Source organism: Pseudoalteromonas sp. S1727, from assembly GCF_005886375.1.
GTDB classification, from domain to species: Bacteria; Pseudomonadota; Gammaproteobacteria; order Enterobacterales; family Alteromonadaceae; genus Pseudoalteromonas; species Pseudoalteromonas haloplanktis.
Window position 1 is genome coordinate 1 of record NZ_PNDT01000008.1, and the last position, 18981, is coordinate 18981.

Sequence of the window (18981 nt, forward strand, 5' to 3'; positions counted from 1 at the left end):
GGATTATATTGTCCGTGATGATGGCGGTAAACTGTTAATTTTTAATACCACAGTGCAAAATGGTTTCTTTATTATTGAAGATGGGGATTTATCCAGCCTACTGGATGGCGACCTAACCTTCACTGCGACCAGTATTGACAGCTTTGGTAACCCTGCGATTGCCACCAACACAATAACGAAAGACACTCTACCACCAGCAATAACGGTGGAAATAGATACCGTGCAAGATGACACTATCAATGCCGCCGAAGCACCAAGGGTTCGCATTAGCGGCACCACTGATGCTGAAAATGGTCAGATAGTTACTGTCGTCGTGACTGATTCTCAAGGCACAGCAATTGAATTAACAGCTGTCGTTGAGAACGGTGAATGGCTCATTGAAAACTTTGACTCTCGATTCCTCATAGATGGTGATATTACTGCAACTGCAAGTGTCGAAAACCGCGCAGGAAACAGCAATCAAGCTACAGATACTGCACAAAAAGACGTAGCAGCAAGGATCACAATCGAGCTAAGTGATACAGATCTTGCAGATCAAGTGATCAATGAAAATGAAGTCACCAGCAATAATAGCTTCTCTGGCACCGTGACTGATATCGAAGATGGTCAAACAGTGACTCTATATTTTGTTGATCGAAACGGTAACACCGCAACGGCTACCACCACTGTAACTGCTGGAGCTTGGCGTATTGATAACGTTGATTTAAGTAATTTAGTTGACGGTAAAATTCAAGTACAAGCTGACGTTGCAGATCAAGCCGAAAATCCAGCCTCAAATACACTTTTATTTAATAAAGATACCCTTGCAATCATAGCTGCAACCACGCTTGATTTAGACGGCGTAATAAATGCAAACGAGCAAAATAGTGTCGATTTAGGTGGAGCTGTACTGGGGATTCAAAATGGCCAAATGGTCACTGTTACCGTTACTGATGGCAACACTGTGCAAACCTTTACAACCACAGTAGTCGATGGCTATTGGGCAGTTGAAAATGTTGATTTTTCAGACTTTGCTGAAGGTAATATAGACATAACAGCAACTGCACAAGATATTGCTGGTAACAATGCCACCGATACCACCACGATTATAAAAGACACTCAGGCAAGCATTACTATTGCGGTCGATACCAATGAAGACTTTACAGATAATGTAATTAACGCCGCCGAAGCACCCGCAACTCGTATTTTTGGTACTGTTAATAATGTCGAAGACGGACGCTTAGTTACCATTACTATTACTGATGAAAACGGTAAAGAGCTTACTTTCACAACCACTGTTACTGCGGGTCTTTGGGAAATAACGCAAGACCTAACAGGCCTAGTTGATGGTGAATTAAGTTATAGTGCAACTGTAACTGATGCCGCAGGAAACTCTGCGGCAGCAAGCACAACCTCTGGTAAAGATACGCTTGCAGATATTACGGTTGAAATTGTATCAGGTGAAGACAACTACCTGATAGCTAATGAATTAGGCCAGTTAGTTTTACGCGGTAATGTTAGCAATATTGAAGTAGGTCAACTCGTTACCTTGAGCTTAACTGGGGCTAACGGTGAAACCTTAACCGTGTCAGCCCAAGTTCAAAATGACTTAAGCTACACCACCAGCGTCGACTTATCAGGTTGGTCTGATGGGAATATCAGTGTTACAGCAGCTGCAACAGACTTAGCAGGCAATGATGTTAGTAATAGCGATGATGCAATTATTGATACCACAGTTAGCATTGATATAGATACCGGCACAGGCTTTGATTTAGAAGCATTCAGAGCCGGTGAACTAACATCAATGTCCGGCACAACAGACGCAGAAATTGGTCAGCTTGTAACCATTGCAATTTATGATGGTGGGCAAACACTTTATTTCACCGGCAGTGTAACAAATACGGGAAATTGGGTTGTCAATAACATCAATGTTACAACACTAAATCAAGCAAGTGCTTGGGAACTAACAGCTACAGTGACCGATCTTGCAGGCAACACAGCCACCGATGACATGCCTACATTAGATGCTATTCAGACACAGGAGTTATACGAATACTTCCTGGATGTCACCGATTCAACAACGGATACCAGTGCACTAAATATAGATAACGCCGAGCTTAGCTTTGCTGCAATCCAGGAAGCATTGAGTGAGTTAACATATGAAGGCGGTAATACTGTTCGAGTTGAGGTCTCAGCTGATGGCCAATCACTTAACGTGATACGCGAAGATGGTAATAATAGTATTGCAATGACAATCGCATTAATTCCAAATGCTGTAAAAGTAACGCAATTTTTATCATTCGACCAACCGATTACCAATACGCTAAAAACAGCGGTAATGATTGAAGCCCTGCAAAATGATAGTGATGGTACATCCGAACTGGTGATTCTACCGACTTACATCACCATAAATGATACACCTCCTTTTGCTCGTGATGACAGTTTCAGTGTAGTAGAAGATCAGGTGAGTAATGGTACAGTTTTAGGTAATGACTTCACTATAGAAGGACCACTTACTGTTACACAAATAGTAATAGCAGGTGAAACTTACACTATAACTCAAGATACTCCTGCTACGGTTACACTCAAATATGGCGTTTTAGTTGTAAATAGCACAGGTGTTTGGCAATTTACCGCGAGTGATAATTTAAACCACAAAATACCGCAACAATTTAGCTTTGATTATACGATCACGGACAAGGATGGCAGTTTAGATACGGCAACAGCAACCATTAAAGTTACAGATGGTGAGGCTGGTTACATGGTTGATAATAATCTAAACCTCACTGAACCTGACTATGATCAAACTTATAACGATACTATAAACTTTACTATTTTTTCTGGCTCAGATACGTTGCTAGCTGATTCTATCGCATTTAATAATGCAACATTGGCTCGCTTAAACGCACTAGACCTCACAAGTGATGACAATGAAATCATATTCACTCTATCTGAAGATGGTAAAACCCTAATAGGAACAGCGGGTGAAAACACCATAATTAATATCACGCTATCTGCAATTAATGAGGGCGACGACTTACTGGCCACAGCGCTTTATCAACAGCAAGGACCTTTAGATCATACTATTTCAGAGCAGTTACAATTAGTTTTTACAGTCACAGCACAAGATTTAGACGGCACAGAAATAGCAGCAGGTGATGCATCAATTACTATTTTTGACGGTAACGATCCGCAATTTGCAGGCATCACGAGTGTTACTTTAGATGAGCGTAACTTATCTCAAGGCATTCAAGTTGCTACGGGCCAATTATCAACCTTAATTGGCTCAGATAGTATTGTGGATGTATCGTTCTCACCAAGCTTTGAGCAACCGTTGCTCACCAGTAACAATGTGACCATTAGTTACTCTATCAGCGCTGACGGTAAAACAATTATAGGCCATACTGGTGATAGTAATGATCCTGTGTTTAAGGTTGAGCTGACAGGCACATTCAATGCTGAAACCGACTCTCTTGCACAAGATTATGTTGTTACCTTATATCGTGCGCTTGACCAAGATATTACAGATGCAATTAACTTAAAAGTACAGATGATTGACTTTGACGGTGATGAAGTAACCGCAAATTTAGACATCACAGTGATAGATGACGACAGCATTGACGGTGATACGCCTATTCTCAATGTGAGTGAAATACCTAAAGATGGTAGTAGCTTTAATAATAGCGATGAAGGTGAAATAACGATCACCGCCGGTAACGACCCTGTTATTGATATTAATTTCCAATTTAATAGTGGTGATGCGGTAGTCGATAGTCAAGGCAACGCCTTAACCCAAAACGGTCAAGCCATCACTTGGGTCAACTTAGGCAATGGCATGGCTCAAGGGCAACTATCAGATGGCACAGTTATATTTGAAACCAGTTTACCAACTAATTTCAACTTAGCTGCAGGTCAAACATCCAGTGCAACCATTAGCTTCAATTTATTTGGTGGAATTGACCATCTAAATGAGCAAGAGAGCCAACTAAGCTTAATTGTACCTGTTGCCATTATCGATGCTGATAACAGTAGCATTATTAACGAAATCATCGTCAATGTGGACGATGGTTTAGCACCTGAGATTGTGACACCTGGTACCCCTGATACTATCGTCGACGAATTTGATTTAAACAATAACGACAGTATTACAATTCACGGAAAATATACTTTATCTCAAGGTAGCGATGAAATCGTTGCCGTGGCATTAGCTGATGGCTTTAGCCTTGATGGAATCACAAAAGGTGGACAAACCGTAACCTTATCAGATACAGCAACGGATAGTGGTTGGTACATTGCAAGAGCAACAGATAGTAGTGAAGTATTTAGAATCCGCTTTTTAACTGACGGCACATATCAGTATAAGCAAAGCCAAGCACTTGATCATGCAACTGGGGATGGCACTAATCAGTTAGATATACTCTTTGAAATTCAAGCTATTGATGCTGATGGTGATAAATCTTCAGCACAAAACCTAACCGTTTCAATTAAAGATGATATACCTGTTGCTGTTGATACTGAACTAACCTTCTCAGAAGGAGACAACCTAACGGCTGACCTACTCGATGGTATTAAACAAGGCGCTGATGGTGCCCAGATCACACAAATCACTTACCTAAATGTCAACTATCAAGCTGGCGATACCATTATACTGCGTAGTGGCGACCAAGAGTATGGTTCGATTACGATAAATGCTGATGGTAGTGTTTCGATTACGACCAGCCCATTTATAGCTGATACCAACATCTATGAAGATTCTTTACGATACCAGGTAACCGATGCTGACGGGGATGTAGTTACAAACACTCTTAACTTACACGTTCAAGACAGCGAAGGTAAAATTGTATTTTATAAACCTGAAGGTGACGAAGATGGCAATATTATTGTTGAACTAGCAGCTTACCCAGGTGACTTAGATAGCGGTGACGAAATCACTGAGATTAAGATAAGTGTTGATTCGCTTAATGGCGGAACGTTAATTTTACAGGGCCCTGGAGGCGCCCCAATCAGCTTACCTATTGAAAATGGTTTTGTGGTATTTAGAGGCGACAACCTACGCGTTTTACAGGAAGAAACGACTCTACCTACAGGCTCTACAGTGCCAGCAGGAACCACACTGCCTGCAGGTATTTTAATCTTCATCCCAGCAGAAAACACCTCTGATGCCATAAACGAACAACAAGTCACCCTAAATGTTGATGTTATTATCACCGATGATGATGCGGGCTCTCGAACAATTTCCAGTGAGATCCCTGTAACCATAAATTCAGTGGCAGATACACCTTTGTGGGATGAAAGCTCAGATTTCTATTACCTTGGCGAAGAAGATGGTGCTCCATTAGCTCTCAACCTAGTGGCTAATTTACAAGATACTGATGGCTCAGAAGTCCTTACTTTCCGTATTGAAAATATTGAATCGGGCTTGATCCTCAAAGTTAACGGTACAGTTGTTAATAATGGTGACATTCTAAGCGCAAGTGAAATAGCAAACCTAACTGCTGAAGGCACAGAAAACCTAGCAGGCTCGTTTACCTTTGATGTAACCGCCATTGCCACGGAGCAAGATAATCAAGATGTAGCAGAACAAGATGCGCAAACGATTACTGTTGATTTGCAGCCTGTAGCTGATGTTCCTGAGTTAATCGTTGCTAATGTGCGTAGTAATGAAGATGAAGCGATTAATGCAAATCAATTTGTCACCGGGCAACTGACTGATACCGATGGTTCAGAAAGTTTGTTTTATGAATTCACTGTACCAACAGGCTGGTCTATGACTGCGCTTAATGGCGCTACAATCACAGATTTAGGAAATCGCACATACAGTGCAAGTAGTGCCGATATCATCGCAGGCAATATTCAACTTATCCCACTTGAAGATATCAGCTCTTTCTCTGATACCTTTACAGTTTCAGTGGTCGCGGTGTCTTATGAATCAATCGTTGATGGCGTGGCAATTAAACTAGGAGCTGAGTCTGCACGCAGTGAAGAAAAAACACTCACTGTAACAGTAAAAGGAGTGATTGACCCACCCACTGTAGATACAGGGGCAAACTGGGCTTATGACGATGACTTAGCCTTGCTTACTAACGCCGTTGAATTTGATGAAGATGACTTAATTGCACTCGACTTCCTTGTAAAGACCTCAGATGACGATGGCTCTGAAGTAATTAACTTACTGATTGCTAACCTTCCTGATGGCGTTACTATCGTAGATAGTAATGGTGATCCTGTTGCCCTTGAAGTTATCCGCGCTGAAAATGGTAAACCTGTGTTTGAAGTTTCTGCCGAGCAATTACAAACTCTGTACTTAAAACCACAAGGTGATTTTAGTGGTACAGGTATTAATTTTAATATTTACACAGTAACTACAGAGCCTGATGGTGATTCTGGTGAGTACTCAATGGAAGTAGATATCACCCTCACGCCGATTCTTGACTCTAATGAATCTAACCTAGCCACCAGCTCATCAGGTACTGAAGATCAAGCCGCGGTATTGAATGTTAATCCAATAACACCTGATGCTGATAGCAGTGAAGTCATTATTGGCGCGGTCATCACAGGGTTACCAGCAGGTGTAAAACTGCTACTTGATGGTGCAGAAATTGAATTTACAGGTTCTCTTGATTTAGATACTTTAGCAAATGGAGATCTAGCTGGTTTCTTAGCCAGTGGTCGCTTAGCCATATTACCACCACAAGATGCCTCTGGTGAATATGTAATCAATATCACTTATACCGTAATTGATACTTCAGATAATGGTAATACAACACCTGTAGAAATAGCCACAACTAGTACAGTTACAATTGCTCCTGACTTCGACAAAAATATTGAAGTCGATGGTAATAGAAGTGAATTAGTAGCCACATCAAACGATATATTAGTTAGTAACACTGGTCGCTTAGATTTAACGGGTGCTATTACCTTTAATGAAGCCGATATTGATGGCTCAGAAACCATCGATTATATCGTGCTAATTCTTCCTGAAGGTGAAGGTTTTTATGTTGACTACCCAGGCGCTCTTCCTGATGGAGATGGTCGTTGGATAATACCAGTCACTGCGGGCACGACTGCATCTAGTGTTGATGTTGTAGATATTCTAAGTGGTGTTACTCTTGTTAGTGACAATGCAACTGATGGTGCAATAGAAGTAACTGTGGCTGCAAAAGTCACAGATTTAACGGATAACGATGCCATTTTTGGCACTTTACAAGTAGAGTTCACTCAAGGTGCTACTGACTCCGTCGCGGGTCCTGTAAATCAGATCCAAAATACTGTTGTGGATGCCATTGAAGATGGTGTAATAGATTTTAATGGTCACTTTACTGATAATTTCACATCAGATAATAATGATGAAGTCAGTATTAGAATTTTAGCTTCTGACTTGCCAGCAGGTACGACAATTAGTGGCGCTGGCGTAGAAGTTATTCATAACGCAAGTGGCCAAGCTGTGTATGAATATGTATTTCCAGCAAGTGCATTAGACGGCATTAGCATTTCAACCCCTGGCAATAACTTCGCCGGAATCTTAGATATTCCTATCCGTGTTATAGCGGTTGACCCTGTCAGTGGTGATACGGTGATAGATGATAGTCAAATTATTTCTATTGATGTAACCCCAGATGTTGATGGCATCATAGCCACAGTGACAACCAATGAAATTGAAGAAGATACCTCGCAACCTTTAGGTATTGCCCTAGCCTTTGCTGATAGCGACCTTTCAGCAACAAGCGGAGGTGTAGAAAATGTACTCATTGATCACAATGATCCGAGTAACAACCTAACAATCACACTATTGGATGGTGGCACATTAAACGATCCTTCCGGTATGTTTGAGCTAATTGAAGGTACTGATAATAGTTATGTATTTACAGGCACATCTGCAACAGAACTGACAAGTGCACTTGCTGGAGTGAGCGTTACTCCACCCCTTAACTTATCTGGCTCGAACATCGTAAGGCTTGAGATATCAGGCCAAGTAACAGATACAGCTACTATTTCAACAGGAACAGTCACTGATACAGATAGCTTTACCACAACCTTAACATTAGATGTAAAACCAGTTACAGATTATGCAACACTAACTGTTATTAACATCTTAGGTGATGAAGATAGCGCAATCAGCTTAAATGGCATCAGAGCAGAGCTATTTGATACTGATGGTTCAGAAGTCATGTACGTTAGTATTTCCGGCGTACCTGATGGGGCTATCCTTGCTATAAATAATGGTGATGGGACCTACACAACCTTAGCAAATAATGGTACTGATGGTGGCGACTTTAAAGGCTTAGAAACCTATAACTGGAGTGTAACATCTGAGCAACTAGCTAGTGGTAATGTGGTAATTATTCCACCTGAAGATTTTAATGGCGATATCCCGCTGACGTTAAAAGCGATAACCAAAGATCAAGACCCAGGTGGATATTTAACCACAACGGCTGAATTTACTGTGGGAGTTCGTCCTATTGGTGATGGTGTTGACCTCATCCGAGCGCCAGATACATCCTATAACGCAAATGAAGACGATACCGTTAATATTCATCTCGCTGCGATTAGTGAAGATAGTAACAATGACGAACAGATTCAATTAACAGTAAAAATAGCAGCAACCTCTGATGCCACAGCTCTCATAGGCTTAGAAGGCGGCTTTATTGATGTTAATGGACAGCGCGTAAACTTTACTAGCGACGGCGCTGGTGGCTTTATTGCAACCATGGTCGTTGCGAGTAATCAAGTACAAGGATTTGACTTTAATGCCGGCACTCTTGCTTGGGGTAACCTCAACATGCAGGTCGATATTGCCAGTATAGATAAAGCTACTGTGCTAGGTAATCAAATGTCAGACACTAGCGAGGTCATAATATCTGAGTTTACTGTTACGCTAGAACCTCAGGTCGATGCTCCTATTTGGCAACAAGACCCTCAAGATATCAATGCCCAAGAAGGCGATACTATCGTACTTAATCTTGATGTTGATTTGCAAAACCCAACAACACAAGAATCGGGTTATATTGAAATAAGTGGTTACCCAAGTAATGTTACATTTAGTGCAGGTAGCCAAAATGGCAATGTATGGAAAGTAGAGCTTGATCAACTTGATGGCTTAGAAGTTTTAGGCACACAAAACAATGATAACTTTACTTTAGTTATTACGCCTTATGCCGAGTTAAATGGTGAAACTCAAGTTGGCCAGATACAAGATATCGCCGTTTTAATATCAAGTAATAACCAAACAGGTAACAACACAGAACTGATGTCTGAGTTAACAATCGAACAGCTCCAAACTATTTTAGATAAGCAAACTTATGCAAATCATGATATTAGTAGAGACAACAGTGAATCATTTAGTGGCAGTGCCGATAACTTTGAGCATGAGCTACTACGCATAATGGATAGTGTGGATTCAATCGAACCATGAAAATGAATATTAATCAGCAACAAATCATTACTTTGGTACGCTGTGCAAATGAGTTATTTGCACAGCGATGTAATGATGATCAAGTTCTAGATGGATTGCCTGACCTTGCAATAACTCATAATCACATTGAACGCGCTTTACTCAATGGCAACATCAATGCAGCTCAGCAAAATGTTCAGCTAAGTAAAATGCAGTTTCCTGCTTTAGTTGTCGATAATAACGGCGATCTTTACTTACTGAATAAACAAGATCAACAATTGCAACTGCTATACACGAATGCTGAAGAGCCCATAAAGGAATTAACGAGTTTACGGTGTCAATTGAGTTGGTTTATCAGTGTTCACGAAGTGATAGATAAACGCTCAACTTCAATCCACAGTAAAATTCCAAGTTGGCTAAAACCCGTTATTGATGAGGTAAAACCTTTTTACGGTTCATTACTATTAGGTTCGTTTACAGTAAACCTACTCGCCGTAGTGATCCCGTTATTCACAATGAATGTATATGACAGAGTCGTGCCAAATGCCGCAACCGATACCTTATGGGTACTTGCTTTTGGTGCTTTTTTAGCTATTTCATTTGACTGGTTTTTAAAACAAGCCCGTACCCAGCTTACTGATACGGCGGGCCAGCAGATTGATTTAAAGGTATCTAGCACCCTATTTAGCAAAGTGATTGGTATGCGCTTAGAGCATCGACCTGAATCAGCTGGCGCTTATGCAAAACAAGTACAAGATTTTGATAGTGTTAGGGAGTTCCTTACATCGGCAACATTGGTATCAGCTATAGACTTACCATTTACAATTATGTTTTTGGCATTAATAGCCTGGTTAGGTGGGTTAATCGTGTTGATCCCTATCACCACAATGTTGTTAATCGTATTAATTGGTGCATTCTTACAAGGTAGATTAACCCATAGCGTTGAAGAAGCCGCAAAGCTTAGCACCCAGCGCCAAGCCTATTTAATTGAATACTTAAACCAAATTGTAGAGCTAAAGCAAAGCCGTAGTGAGCAAAAAGCACAGCGAACATGGGAGCAAACCATGGCGCAGTTATCTCTTTGGCAAAATAAATCTCGTCACAGTGCCAATACCCTAAGCCACTCTGTTGCCACTTTACAACAAGTTACTACTATCGGTTTAATCGTCGCGGGCGTTTACCTCATACAAGCTGGAGAAGTGAGTATGGGCGCATTAATCGCCATGGTGATGATAAGCGGCCGAGCTGGTGGCGCAGTGAGTCAAATAGCCAGTTTATTACTCAAGTATAAGCAGACAGAGTCTGCAATAGACTCTGTCAAAGCAGTACTTGAACTGCCACAAGAAAATCAACAAAGTGTGCTAAATAATTACAGCGATATTAGCGGTAACATTCGCGTTAAACAGCTAACTTTTAATTACCCAGAGCAACAACTTGCGGTATTGAAAAATATTAGCTTGAGTATAGAAAAAGGCGAAAAAATAGGTATTTTTGGCGTTGCGGGCTCAGGTAAATCGTCGCTACTGGCTTTACTTGCTGGTCAATATGAAGCAACACGCGGGCAAATTTTTTACGACGATATTGAAATAAAACAATGGTCACTGAAAACAATTCGCAGAAATACCGGATGGATGGCACAAAATCCACAGCTTTTTTATGGCAGTTTATTAGAAAACATCACTGTAGGTGCACAGAATATCGACCCTAATGAGCTTGCCAGAGCCATTAAATTAGCGGGTATTCACCACTTTATGGAACGATTAGAGTCAGGTCTTGAAAGCCAAGTAGGAGAATTTGGCCGCTGCTTATCAGGTGGGCAACGCCAAGCTGTAATGTTAGCAAGAGCATTATTACAGCGCCCTAAACTATTATTACTTGATGAACCCACCAGCGCGATGGATGAAATCAGCGAACGCCACATAATAAGCAGCTTAAAAAGTATCGACGATACCACGATGATCATTGCCAGCCATAAAGCCGCAGTGCTGGCTATGTGCGATAAAATAATCGTACTCGAAAATGGAGAACTACGAGACATACAAACGCCGCAACAATTATTTAGTGGCAGTAATCGCCGTTTACGCGCAATCAAAGTGACACCAAAAGGAGATTCGCAATGAGTCAACTACAAGTGTCGCAATTAGCAGCCGCGCGCCAAGCACAAAAATTAATAGCTATTGTATTTTTAGTCCTAATTACAATGATTATATGGGCAACATTTGCCACTCTTGATGAAGTCATCGTAGGAGAAGGAAACGTAGTACCAGCACAAACAGTACAAACCGTAGAAAATCTCGATGGTGGTATTTTAAAACAAGTCTTGGTTCAAGAAGGTGAACTAGTTCAACAAGGACAACCTGTGTTACTCCTTGATGATACACGTTTTGCTGCAGCATTTGCCGAATCTAATCAAGAACGAGATGCCTTAATAGCGAAACAATTACGCTTAAAAGCAGAGCTAGAAACCATCGTCATAGATCGTAATACCGTCACCGGAGTTGCAATTACTGAGGTCAATTTAGCTGCAAGCGATGTTCCTACCCATATTGCAAACAGTGCACGTAATAGCTACCGAGCACGTTTATCGCAACTGCGTTCTTTGCTACAGCAAAGCCAGCAAATGATTTTGCAACAAAGCCAAGCTATTATTGAACAACAAGCCAATATTGATTCATTAAAACAACGCCTAGAATTGATTTCTCGTGAAGTAAAATTAACTTCTGAAGGCGTTGATGATGGCGCAGTAGCTGAAATGGAACTAGTTAAACTACAGCGTGAAGAAGTCATGCTCTCGGGAGAAGTTAATCGCGCCAATGCGCTATTACAGCAACTTATGGCGGCTAAGGAACAAGGCAAAGAAGAGCGTACGTCAGTTGCCCTTGACTATATTGCCAACGCCCAAAATGAATTAGATGAAGTTACCAATAACTTAGCTAAAATTAGAGAAAGTAGTAAAGCATTAGAAGACAGATTAATAAAAACCCAGATTAAATCGCCGCTAACTGGCACTGTAAAAAATATCGCCTCACGCTCAGTAGGAGGAGTTATTGAGCCAGGCCAAGTCATTATGGAAATAGTGCCTTTGGACGACAAACTTATTGTCGAAACCAAAATAGCACCTAAAGATATTGGTTTTATTCGCCAAGGTATGCCTGCCATGGTGAAGTTTAGCGCTTATGACTTTGTAATCTACGGCGGACTAAAAGGGGAAGTTATCTATGTGAGTCCTGACGCCTCACAGCTTGAAGATGGCACCACCTATTACGAAGCACATATAAAAACCGATGGGAATATATTGGCTCAACAACCAATAATACCCGGCATGCAAGCCAGTGTAGATATTTTGACTGGTAAAAAAACCGTTTTACAGTATTGGTTAAAGCCGCTTTTGCGTGCTAAAGCCAATGCCATGAGAGAACCATAAAAAGGACACGGAATGCGTATTTTAGCTATACTCCCATTAATTGCATTGAGTGGTACTGCTCATGCATTAACACTCGAACAGTCTGTTGCTGAAGCACTCAACAAAAATCCGCGCTTGCTACAAAAATATGCGCACTTTGAGGCAAAATATCGTGATAAACGCACCGCGTTTAGCGAATATTTACCACAAATTAGGCTTTATGCTGCTTATGGCTACGAAAATGTCACCAATAACAGCGGTAACGCCGTTGATACAGAGATGGATCGCCGCGAATTGGGCCTAAAAATCTCACAAATGCTGTTTGATGGCTTTAAAACTTCATCTGATGTAGCACGACTTGATTATGAAATGCGTGCAGATCAGCAAAGCTTAGTGTCAGAAGCAGAAAACATTGGCCTAGAAGTAAGCCAAGTATATTTAGATCTGATCAAAGCCCAAGAAATAGTTAAATTACAACAAAAAAATGTGGTCGATCACCAAAATATATTAAAAGATATTCAAAGTCGAAAGTCCAAAGGACTTAGTAGCGATGCCGATGTTGCTCAAGTACAAGCTCGCTTAACGACCGCACAATCAGGCTTATTAGCAGCAAAAAATAATCAATTCGATTTAGAGGCTAATTACTATGATCTAGTAGGTAGTTATCCTGACAACCTAATGATCCCAAAGCCTGATGCCAACTATTTACCTACGGATTTAAAACAAGCAATTGACTTGGCAGTTACTTCACACCCTGAGGTAAGCGCTGCTAATTTAGATATCAATGCCGCCAGTAAACAAATAGAGCGCGATAAAAGTGGTTATTGGCCTAAACTAGCTCTTGAGCTTGATGTGAATGATAACGAAAACATTGGTGGCTTTGAGGGCCCAGATGATGACGCGCGTATCATGCTGACCATGAGTTATGATCTCTATAATGGCGGTCGCACTAATGCTAAAACAGAAGCCTCAAAATGGCGCTATCAAGAAGCCACCGCTATACGCGATAACACTCTTCGACAAGTTACAGAAGGCACTAAGTTAGCTTGGAATGCCTATACTTTTGTAGGCGAGCAAAAAAACTTCTACCAACAAAATGTCGATTTTGCCAGCCAAGCACAGCAAGGCTACGATAAACAATTTGATTTAGGGCGACGCTCACTATTAGATGTTCTGGATTCTAAGATTGAACTATTTGTTGCTCGTCGTAACTACCTAAATGCCGCATTTGATGAACGTAAAGCTAGCTATCGTTTGATTAATGCAACAGGAAAGCTGGTGGAAGCACTGCGTGTTGATACACCAGAAGCATGGCGTTTAGAAGACGATAAGGAATAATCATCATGAAAAATTTATTATTAATTGTAACTATTTTAGGCCTTAGCGGCTGCGCCTCAGATGCTGTTCTATACGCCCCACAAGAACAATCACGGGATCTATATGATAGCGATGTCGATGGTGTAATTAATGCCCGTGACAATTGCGCACAAACGCAAGATCAAGCAATTACTGATAACGACGGCTGCCCAACAGCAACAAACATTCCACAAGCTGATATACGTGTTATTGATTTTGGTTTTGATAAAGATACATTAACGCCGCAAGAGCAAGTTAAAGTGATCGAACTTGCCGAAGAAATGAAGCAATATACGCAAACTCAGTTATATTTAATTGGTGATACCAGTATTGAAGGCACTGATGAATACAATCGTAAGCTTGCTCAACGTCGTATTAAAACGGTCACAGATATACTTATTGCGAATGGCGTAAGTAGCAGTCGCTTGCAAACAGAAACCTATGAATACCCTATTCATATGCCGAAAAACCTTGCAGGTCGTGATACTCGCCTGATTGCTGTATTAAGTCTTCCAGATTCAACAGGCTACAAAAAACAGTGGCAGCTTTACGGTAATTAAAAGCCATAAAAACCTTAGCCCTCGTGGCTAAGGTTTTTTTATGCCTCAATTAGCGTTCAATACCGAATATGGCCAGCATAAACAACACATTCTTTTATAGTCATAATGAAATTCAACACAGAGATCATTATGAATAAATTTAAAATCTTTCACCAATTGCATAACGACATATTACTATTACCAAACGCATGGGATCCTCTCAGCGCTCTGCTATTAGAACAAGCAGGTTTTGCAGCAATAGCCACAACCAGTTGGGGAATGGCGCAAGCTCGTGGCCAACAAGATGGTGAGCAATGCTCATTTGCAGAATTTTTAAATCAACTAAAACCAATTGTAAATGCGGTTAGTATCCCTATTTCTGTCGATATTGAATCGGGGTACAGTAATGATATAAACACCATTTGTCAGCATGTTTTAGCCGTCGCAAAATTAGGGGCTGTGGGTATAAATATAGAAGATTCTGATATAAAAACGGGCAAATTACGCACTCAAAAACAGCAAATAGCGATCCTATCTGCCATTAAAGAAACTCTAAATAAGCACGGATTTTCGCAATTATTTATAAATGCACGAACAGACTGTTTCCTGCAAACAGCTAAAATAGGCCCAACAATAACCAGATCTTTAGCATACCAAGCGGCCGGCATTGATGGAGTATTCGTCCCTGGATTAACTGATTCAGCAGCAATAAAACAACTAAAAACTGCGTTAAGTGTGCCACTAAATATAATGGCTGATGATTTAGCAACCGATTCAAATAGCTTATTTACTCAAGGCGTGCAGCGCTTTTCGCTGGGAAATAGCTTATTTGATGCGACAAAACACTTTATTTTAACGGTCAGTTGTACCTTTAATAACGCTAAAAATTGCGATCATTTATTCCAGTGATAGTTTTTCAACGCAAAATAGATAACGTAAAGATCAAAATTAGTGACGGAAATACCAACATATCCGAAAATTGATCTAACAGAGCCCAAATTGTTATCCACAATTTGGGCTTTTTTATGCATTTTTAATAAAGTGATCCGTTTTAAACATACTACTTATTAAATAAAACCACCTACAAAGTACAAAAAAACCACAAACTAGTCTTTTATTGCTGTTTATTTTCTACTTACCCTCTATTTTTAGCTCATTTCTAACTTTCTCAAAATTTACTTTTCACAATAATGATCCTTATCAACAGCCGATCTATCCACATAATGATCGCCATTTATAAAATCATAAACAATCTTATAATTGATCATCTATAAAAAGAAAGATCAATTACTTAGCATAAAAAAAATAACTAAAAATAAATACTTGATGTTATTTCCCCACTTTTTATCAACAGCTTGCTCAGATGATTACATATTGGAATAAGTTATTTAACATTATAAATATCAGATACTTAAAATAATAAAAGGGAAAACAACAACATTTGTACCTAAAAAACTTATACATAAAGTATGTTCAGGGCTTTACTGCTGAATAAACTCAGTTATTATAAGCGCACTAATAACCCATTGTGTGATCAGCTCAAGAATGACCTCAGTCAATATCATTATAGGTAGCCAAATGGGATCTGCGGAATACGTAGGTGAACAACTTGCAGAGCAGTTAATTTCCCAAGGGATCGCGACAGAAGTCCATGATCAACCTAACTTTTTTGAAATAAATCAAGAAAATACAACTTGGTTACTTTGTACCTCAACTTATGGCGCTGGGGATTACCCTGAAAACCTTTTAGCTTTTGTAGAAGACATTAATCAAGTTAATGATTTAAAAGGCTTAAAGTTCTCAGTGATCGGCTTAGGAGATACAAGTTACGATACTTACAACCTTGCAGGCCGTAACCTTGAGCAACTGTTACTTAGCAAAGGTGCCAGCTGTGTAGCAGAACGTTTAGAGTTAAATATTCTTGATGAACAACTGCCCGAAGACACTGCACTAGCCTGGTTACCTAGTTGGATCGAAAAAATACGTGCATAGAATCAAGTTAACAACTTAGATCCACCAGAAAAGTTACCCACAATTTACTGACTATTTAGATCCAATTGTGGATAAACTATGATCTAACTGCGATTTAAAGGTATCTTATCCATTGGATAAGATCTGATCCAATACCCCCTGTGTATAAAGAGCCTTTTTGATCAGAGCTTATATTCAGTTAGATCTGATCATATCAACACTTTTGGATCCGATCTAACTTAATGTTTTAATAGGTAAATTAAGCCTTATCAACAGAAATAGTGTTCAGTAGTAGTAATAGAAATAAAAGATCTCTTTAAAAGATCCTTTATATTATTAGAGATCATTTACTTAGATCTTGCCGATAGTTTAATCATTTATCTTCTGACAATTTATAGGTAGAATACGCTCCCCCTTGGAAGTTTGCTGGTTGATTTAAGTAGGATCCCGAAATGATTTTTCACGAAAATTTTGATGTTATTGTTGTTGGTGGTGGACATGCAGGTACAGAAGCTGCGTTAGCTGCTGCACGTATGGGTATGAATACCCTGCTGCTGACTCATAATATGGATACCCTTGGTCAAATGTCATGTAATCCAGCAATTGGTGGCATTGGCAAAGGTCACTTGGTCAAAGAAATTGATGCACTAGGCGGCGCAATGGCACAAGCGATCGATAAAGGTGGCATCCAATTCCGCACTTTAAATTCTTCGAAAGGCCCTGCTGTTCGTGCAACTCGCGCGCAAGCTGATCGCGCATTATATAAAGCTGCTATCCAAGATATTTTACAACACCAAGAAAACTTAAAGATCTTTCAACAATCATGTGATGATCTGATCGTTGAAAACAATAAAGTTACCGGTGTAGTAACCCAAATGGGCCTACGTTTTAGTGCGCCATCAGTTGTATTGACTGTAGGTACTTTCCTCGGTGGACAGATCCATATTGGTTTAGAAAACTTTAAAGGTGGTCGTGCGGGTGATCCACCTTCAATTGCCTTAGCAAAGCGTTTACGTGAATTACCATTTCGTGTTGATCGCTTAAAAACAGGCACGCCACCACGAATTGATGCACGCACTGTCGATTTTACTAAAATGCAGGAACAACCTGGTGATGCGCCAACCCCTGTATTTTCATTCATGGGTAAACAAACAGATCACCCACAACAGATCCCATGTTATATCACTTATACTAATGAAAAAACCCATGAGGTGATCCGTAATAACTTACACCGTTCACCAATGTATTCAGGTGTAATTGAAGGAATTGGCCCGCGCTACTGCCCTTCTATTGAAGATAAAATTGTTCGTTTTGCTGATAAAGATAAGCACCAAATTTTTGTTGAGCCAGAAGGTTTAACCTCTTATGAGCTATACCCTAATGGTATATCAACAAGCTTACCGTTTGATGTGCAATTAGAGATTGTGCAATCGATCACCGGTTTTGAAAATGCCCATATTTGTCGCCCAGGCTACGCTATTGAGTATGATTTTTTCGATCCACGAGATCTTAAAAAGTCATTGGAAACTAAATTTATTGACGGTTTATTCTTTGCGGGTCAAATAAATGGTACTACAGGCTATGAAGAAGCCGGTGCGCAAGGCCTGATTGCAGGTATGAATGCAGCATTACAAGTACAAGGTAAAGAACCTTGGACACCACGCCGTGATGAAGCTTATGTAGGCGTATTGATTGACGACTTAACAACACTCGGTACTAAAGAACCATACCGTATGTTTACTAGCCGTGCTGAATACCGCTTATTGTTACGTGAAGATAATGCTGATATCCGTTTAACAGCTAAAGGTCGTGAGTTAGGCTTGGTTAATGACGAGCGCTGGCAGGCATTTAATGAAAAAATGGATATTATAGCGAAAGAATCACAACGTATTAAAGATGTTTGGATCCATAAAGATCATGCCGTTATTGATCAAGTAAATAGCTTACTAAAAACGCCATTAACCCGTGAAGCAAGTTTAGAAGAGTTATTACGTCGTCCTGAGATCCGCTATAACGATCTTATGGCGATCGAAGGTTTAGGATCAGAGTTTGATCACGCCGCTGCATTAGAACAAGTTGAGATCCATACAAAATACGCGGGTTATATTGCACGCCAGCAAGATGAGATCAATAAACAACTTCGTCATGAGTTAACTGTGCTACCTAAAGATTATGATTATTCGGTTGTTTCAGGTTTATCAAATGAAGTTGTAGCTAAGTTAACTGCTGCTCGTCCTGATACAATAGGCCAAGCATCGCGCATTTCTGGTATCACGCCTGCGGCTATTTCGCTATTATTAGTGTATCTAAAGAAGCAAGGTTTACTGCGTAAAATTGCGTAG

8 protein-coding genes are annotated in these 18981 nt (G+C 40.2%); all 8 read left to right on the top strand.

The features are described 5' to 3' along the window. The first annotated feature begins 52 nt into the window (after positions 1-52). The 8 genes from CWB85_RS02110 (at position 53) to mnmG (ending at position 18981) form a co-directional block, all read left to right on the top strand. Complete coding sequence (locus CWB85_RS02110; RefSeq protein WP_212748230.1) at positions 53-9391, top strand: T1SS-143 repeat domain-containing protein; 9339 nt, start codon at positions 53-55, stop codon at positions 9389-9391. Continuing rightward, positions 9388-11490, top strand: a complete 2103-nt coding sequence (locus tag CWB85_RS02115; RefSeq protein ID WP_138553990.1) for a type I secretion system permease/ATPase — start codon at positions 9388-9390, stop codon at positions 11488-11490. The genes CWB85_RS02110 and CWB85_RS02115 overlap by 4 nt, the downstream gene beginning before the upstream one ends. Continuing rightward, positions 11487-12794 (top strand): HlyD family type I secretion periplasmic adaptor subunit, encoded by a 1308-nt coding sequence (locus CWB85_RS02120; RefSeq protein ID WP_016710509.1) that lies wholly within the window; start codon positions 11487-11489, stop codon positions 12792-12794. Before CWB85_RS02115 ends, CWB85_RS02120 begins: the two co-directional genes overlap by 4 nt. Positions 12795-12806: 12 nt before the next feature. Then, positions 12807-14111 carry a TolC family outer membrane protein gene (locus CWB85_RS02125; protein ID WP_138553991.1) on the top strand — a complete coding sequence of 435 codons (1305 nt, stop codon included), beginning with the start codon at positions 12807-12809 and terminating at the stop codon, positions 14109-14111. A gap of 5 nt (positions 14112-14116) precedes the next feature. Then, on the top strand, positions 14117-14689 hold the full coding sequence (locus tag CWB85_RS02130; RefSeq protein WP_138553992.1) for an OmpA family protein: 573 nt from the start codon (positions 14117-14119) through the stop codon (positions 14687-14689). A 129-nt stretch (positions 14690-14818) separates the two neighbouring features. Further along, complete coding sequence (locus CWB85_RS02135) at positions 14819-15577, top strand: isocitrate lyase/PEP mutase family protein (protein WP_171038979.1); 759 nt, start codon at positions 14819-14821, stop codon at positions 15575-15577. 636 nt (positions 15578-16213) lie between these two features. Next, a complete protein-coding gene (locus tag CWB85_RS02140; protein ID WP_138553999.1) occupies positions 16214-16660 on the top strand; it encodes a flavodoxin domain-containing protein in 447 nt (148 codons plus the stop codon). Positions 16661-17091: 431 nt separating this feature from the next. Further along, positions 17092-18981, top strand: a complete 1890-nt coding sequence (mnmG, locus tag CWB85_RS02145) for a tRNA uridine-5-carboxymethylaminomethyl(34) synthesis enzyme MnmG (protein ID WP_016710503.1) — start codon at positions 17092-17094, stop codon at positions 18979-18981.

What these genes read in the sequence shown, in the direction of transcription:
- CWB85_RS02115 (WP_138553990.1), top strand. Translation starts at nt 9,388, where the DNA reads ATGAAAATGAATATTAATCAGCAACAAATCATTACTTTGGTACGCTGT.
- CWB85_RS02120 (WP_016710509.1), top strand. Translation starts at nt 11,487, where the DNA reads ATGAGTCAACTACAAGTGTCGCAATTAGCAGCCGCGCGCCAAGCACAA.
- CWB85_RS02125 (WP_138553991.1), top strand. Translation starts at nt 12,807, where the DNA reads ATGCGTATTTTAGCTATACTCCCATTAATTGCATTGAGTGGTACTGCT.
- CWB85_RS02130 (WP_138553992.1), top strand. Translation starts at nt 14,117, where the DNA reads ATGAAAAATTTATTATTAATTGTAACTATTTTAGGCCTTAGCGGCTGC.
- CWB85_RS02135 (WP_171038979.1), top strand. Translation starts at nt 14,819, where the DNA reads ATGAATAAATTTAAAATCTTTCACCAATTGCATAACGACATATTACTA.
- CWB85_RS02140 (WP_138553999.1), top strand. Translation starts at nt 16,214, where the DNA reads ATGACCTCAGTCAATATCATTATAGGTAGCCAAATGGGATCTGCGGAA.
- mnmG (WP_016710503.1), top strand. Translation starts at nt 17,092, where the DNA reads ATGATTTTTCACGAAAATTTTGATGTTATTGTTGTTGGTGGTGGACAT.